This is a genomic window from Novosphingobium sp. GV079 (assembly GCF_003058045.1).
Lineage (GTDB): Bacteria > Pseudomonadota > Alphaproteobacteria > Sphingomonadales > Sphingomonadaceae > Novosphingobium > Novosphingobium capsulatum.
On record NZ_QBUE01000041.1, the window covers coordinates 1 to 4,201 of the forward strand.

Annotated in this window: 6 protein-coding genes; all 6 read right to left on the reverse strand. The window is 64.9% G+C overall.

Features of this window, described 5'->3' with window-relative positions:
* Positions 1-45: 45 nt before the first annotated feature.
* Positions 46-531, reverse strand: coding sequence for a phage tail protein (locus tag C8K14_RS22020; protein WP_107719265.1), 486 nt, complete (start codon positions 529-531; stop codon positions 46-48).
* A 3-nt stretch (positions 532-534) separates the two neighbouring features.
* Positions 535-753, reverse strand: coding sequence for a tail protein X (locus C8K14_RS22025; RefSeq protein ID WP_107719267.1), 219 nt, complete (start codon positions 751-753; stop codon positions 535-537).
* Positions 753-1,247, reverse strand: coding sequence for a head completion/stabilization protein (locus C8K14_RS22030; RefSeq protein WP_107719269.1), 495 nt, complete (start codon positions 1,245-1,247; stop codon positions 753-755). Before C8K14_RS22030 ends, C8K14_RS22025 begins: the two co-directional genes overlap by 1 nt.
* 108 nt (positions 1,248-1,355) lie before the next feature.
* Complete coding sequence (gpM, locus tag C8K14_RS22035; RefSeq protein WP_107719271.1) at positions 1,356-2,105, reverse strand: phage terminase small subunit; 750 nt, start codon at positions 2,103-2,105, stop codon at positions 1,356-1,358.
* A gap of 111 nt (positions 2,106-2,216) precedes the next feature.
* Positions 2,217-3,341, reverse strand: a complete 1,125-nt coding sequence (locus tag C8K14_RS22040) for a P2 family phage major capsid protein (protein WP_107719272.1) — start codon at positions 3,339-3,341, stop codon at positions 2,217-2,219.
* Between the two features lie 47 nt (positions 3,342-3,388).
* Positions 3,389-4,201 (reverse strand): GPO family capsid scaffolding protein (locus C8K14_RS22045; RefSeq protein WP_158272006.1); only part of this gene is annotated, 813 nt, incomplete at its 5' end.

Below are 4,201 nucleotides of genomic sequence, written 5' to 3' on the forward strand. Positions count from 1 at the left end.
CAAAAGGGCACGCCTTACCACTGGCTGGGTTTTAATCCGCCACGCTCAGCACCTCGCCGGCGTTCCAGTGGCTGGTTTTGTCACCGCCGTGCACAGCACGGCATCCAGGCCGGGGAAGGGCAGATCGTCGGCAAAGAGAGGATCGGGCTCGGGAAGATAGTCCACCTGCATCTTGCCCTGGGCATTGAGAGCACAGGTGACGTTCTGGGTAAGGTCGATCTCGATGAGCGCATCGTATTTGCTGTTGTCGATCACATCGTGATCCAGCGTGAAGGCCTCTTTGCCAGGCGCCAGCAAATCAGGCTGATGGATGCGGAGCCAAGCGCAGAGGACATAGCAGACCGCCGCGATATCCGTGGTCATGTCCATCAAAAGCACTTTGGCGCGGAAGCTCATCATGAACCCGAACGTGCTTGTCTGCCGGCATTGCACCGTGCCGCGATCTGTCCAAACGCGCAGGCGATCGTTGGACTTGGACAGATCCTCGATAGAGGTGGAGAGCACCTGGCGCAGGCTATCGATCTTGCGCATGGATCAGTCCCACAAGCTAACGGTTTCGAGGGTCTGCGCGGCGGCCGATGGCGATGCTTCGGGCAGGATGATGATGGTGCCGGCCGGGAGGCGCGGGCCGCGCGCGGCCAGGCCGGGGTTGAGATCGAGCACCTGTTCGACCACGGTGCGGGTGTAGCCCAACACGCGCCAGCAGACTTCATCGACGGTTTCGCCTTGGAGAGCGGTGGCGGTGCGGGTCATCAGATCAGCTTCACCCGGTTGCGGCCGACCTGCGCCCCACCCATGGAGCGCAGGTCGGCTACGGCCCCCAGTGCGACCCGACGGGCTTCGTCGGCTGCGGTATCCTTTTCGAGGGCGCGATCAAGGCCTTGGTCGGTAGCGCTTATGTCGCGGTAGGCGGCATAGAGATCCGCAGCCGCGAAATAGGTGATGATCCGTTCCCACAGCTTGACCGCCATGTTGCCCCCGTTGAGCGTTTCGGCGGTCACGTGTTCCAATTTCGCCACCCCGGCGCTGGCCTTGGCGGTGCGCCACACGGCCAGCTCGCGGAAAGCGTGCAGCATCGCCCCTTCGATCGCCATGGTGAGGCGGGCGGTGCTGATCGTGCCATCGCCCAGGCGGACGGAATCGCGCACGGTGTCGAGCTTGACCGGTGGGAACCAGCCATCTGCGACGACCTCGGCGCCATCAGGATCCCAGGGGCCGGCGGGGACTGCAATGACGCCAGTGGACATGGGCGGCTCCTTGAAGGTTTTGGGGGGTGAGGATGGTTGGCTGGGCGTCACCGCAAAGCGGCTGCACAACCCGCCATCCGCCCCCCAGCGCCGTGGGCGATTCGTGGATTAGGTCGTGACGGTGGCGGCCTGCTCGGCTTTCTTCTGGCGCGTGAGCCGGTCGAGATCCTTCCTGACGCCGATGTTGCGGTCGAGGACCAGCGCGCGGGACAGCGTGTTGAGCGCCGCTTCGATATAGGCGGCCTTGCCACCGGCCGGGGCATTGTCGGCCGCCGGGTCGAAATCGTCGGCCTTGCGCGCGAAGCTGCGGCCGAGGGCCTTGTAGAGCTTGGCCAGAGCCGGGTCTGGCATGTCCGCGCCGTGGACCAGCTCGAGCGTGCGCAACAGCGCTTCGTGCGGGACGGTCTCGGCCTGGGCCAAGGCTCGCTCGGCGATTTCCTCGGCGACGACGCAAGCAATCGTGCGGTTGAAGCCGGGCAGCACCAAGTGAAAGCGGATCGCGTGCTCGGCCAGGGCAAGGGCATAGTCGAAGTCGCGATAGTCGATCGCCCAGAGCATGTTGGTGACGAGGATTTCGTCCTGCGCCGCCTTGCCCTGGTCGCCGGCCTCGAGCGCGCCCTTGATCCAGGCTTCGAAAGCGCCAGCGAATTCACGCTTCTTGGGGATGCGCGCCTCGTGGCTGGCGATGTCTTTCAGGGCGCGCAGGTTGTCGTGGAGCAGCACGCGCAGGGCGGCGTATTCCTTGCCCTCGGGCGTGCTGGTGTCCGGCTCGGCCGGCGCCGTGCTGTCGGTGGACGGGGCGGCGCCGGCGCGGATGGCCTGCACCCGCTGCTTGTGGCGGCGGAAAGGGCTGCTCATGGGGCTTGATCCTGTTGCGGGTGGTCCGCAGGGGCGTGTGGCCTCCCCTGCGGTGCGCTGGCTCCGGGGTGCCGCCGGCCACGGCAGATCCCCCCTCGACGCCCTCGGGTATTACGGGCGGTCGCCGAAAGTGATGTTCTCGGCCATGACCGCGTGATCGGTGCTCTCGATCACGTAGCCTTCGTTGACCGAGTTGTAGTCCACCAGCGACGCCATGTTTTCCGGCTCGTCCTTGATGTAGCGACGGCGGGAACCTTCCTGGTAGTAGAGCGAAAGGTTGCTGCTGTCGGGCACGCTGGGCTGGCCGAGCGGGGTGACCATCATCGTGCCCTCGGGGAAGTAAGGCACGATCACCGCCGGGCGACCGCCGATCTGCTTTGCAGACATGACGATGTCGGTAACGACCTGGTCGCTGGTGGACTTACCGCCATCGATGGTGTCCGACAGTGGCCGGTTGATCATGGGGAAATACTTCTCGTCCACCAGATCCTGCGAAACGATCACGACGTGATCAGTCGATGCGCGTGCCCAGCTCGGCATGCCGGAGATGAGGTCATAGGCCAGCGCGTCGATATTCTTGTAGTCGCCATCGGCGGTGCTGGCGTCCTTGCCGATGTAGATCGGCTTGGCCGTGCCGGTCGCGGTGGTGACATCGCCGACCGTCACGGTGTTGCGGCCCATCACGTGGTCAGGGCGCTCAAGGCGAAGCTTCTGCAGCCATCCGATGTTGACGTCTTCGCCCATCGGGTTTTCGTCGGCATCGGTATCGTCAGCCGCCGTGGTGCCGTGCCAACCCACCATGATGCGGCTCAATGCCACCGAAATGGCCACTTGGCGCGAGTAGCGATCAGCAAAATCGGGGAAGCGCGACCAGTTGTCGATCAGTTCCCACGGGAGCCAGGTGTCGAACAGGGTGTCGTGCAGCTCCCACTTCCGATCCTGCAGCAAGCCGGCATACTTGGGCCGGCGGGGCAGATTGGGGCGGCTGCGGCGCGAGGCCACCATGTTCGCGGTGCCCAGGCCGATGACCTGGCCCTTGAGATCGCGCACGCCGGGCACGTTGATGCGCTGCAGGAAGCCGACGTTCTCACGCTGGAGATCCTCAAGCCGCTGTTCGGACGAAGGCTCGAGCGAGAACTGCTTGCCCACGCCGCGCGGCGCGTTGTTGCGCTGCTGGATGGCGGCGAAAAGACCGTCCAGCGCCCGGCGGCCGCGATCGGAAAGATTGTAACCCATGTTTTTCAGGTCCTGTGGTGACGGGGTGCGGGGCGGGCGGTGATTGTTTAGAAGACGCCGGCGTAATTCGCGGCGCCACCATCGGAGCGGGACCGCGCGGTGTAGTTGCGCGCCGGGGTCTGTTCCTGGGTGGCTTCCAGCTGCTGCAGCTTCACGGCCAGGGCATCGCTATCGGCACGGAATTCGGTGCGCAGATCGAAGATGGCCTTCGAGAAGCTGGTGCCGAGTTCCTCGAACAGCGGGCGCAGCTGGGCGAAGTCCATCGCGGCGGGCTGGGCGGGATCGGCTTGGGGCGCAGGGTCGGTTTTGGGCGCGGGCGTGAACTTGGATGCGACGCGATCCAGCGCAGCCGTGAACGCGGCAATCAGGCCGGTTCCGGTCGCCTCGCCATCGTCGGGGAACTCCAGCGGCTCGGGCGTTTCGCCCGCCACGGTGAGCACGCCTGGCAGCGAACGGTTGAATTCCAGGCGCTGGGTAGCGATCGACGCGGGGCTGTCGGTGAGGGCGCACCCCATGAGATAGGCGAAGCCCTTGCCTGCGAAGTTCGGCTCGATCTCGATCGAGGGATAGACCTTCTGTCCGGCATCATTCAGCTTCTTGGCGTCCTCGTTGACGTCGAACACGCCAAACAGCGCCGTGCGCGTTTCCTTCTTGCCGTTGAAATTGACATCGGTCTTGCCGATCGACAGCTCGACCACGTCGCCATAGGCGCGAAATGGGCTTTCCCCCGTGACGCCGCGAATGTGCTCGATGTTGAGCCGCGCACCATAGGTCTTGGGGTCATAGCTCGAGGCGATCTGCTGCAGCATCGCGTCATCGATGGTGCGGCCATCGACAGTCGAGCCGGCGGTGGCGAGCAG

Excerpts from the sequence above, each read along its gene's own strand:
- C8K14_RS22030 (WP_107719269.1), bottom strand. The coding sequence starts at position 1,247 with ATGTCCACTGGCGTCATTGCAGTCCCCGCCGGCCCCTGGGATCCTGAT.
- C8K14_RS22025 (WP_107719267.1), bottom strand. The coding sequence starts at position 753 with ATGACCCGCACCGCCACCGCTCTCCAAGGCGAAACCGTCGATGAAGTC.
- C8K14_RS22040 (WP_107719272.1), bottom strand. The coding sequence starts at position 3,341 with ATGGGTTACAATCTTTCCGATCGCGGCCGCCGGGCGCTGGACGGTCTT.
- gpM (WP_107719271.1), bottom strand. The coding sequence starts at position 2,105 with ATGAGCAGCCCTTTCCGCCGCCACAAGCAGCGGGTGCAGGCCATCCGC.
- C8K14_RS22020 (WP_107719265.1), bottom strand. The coding sequence starts at position 531 with ATGCGCAAGATCGATAGCCTGCGCCAGGTGCTCTCCACCTCTATCGAG.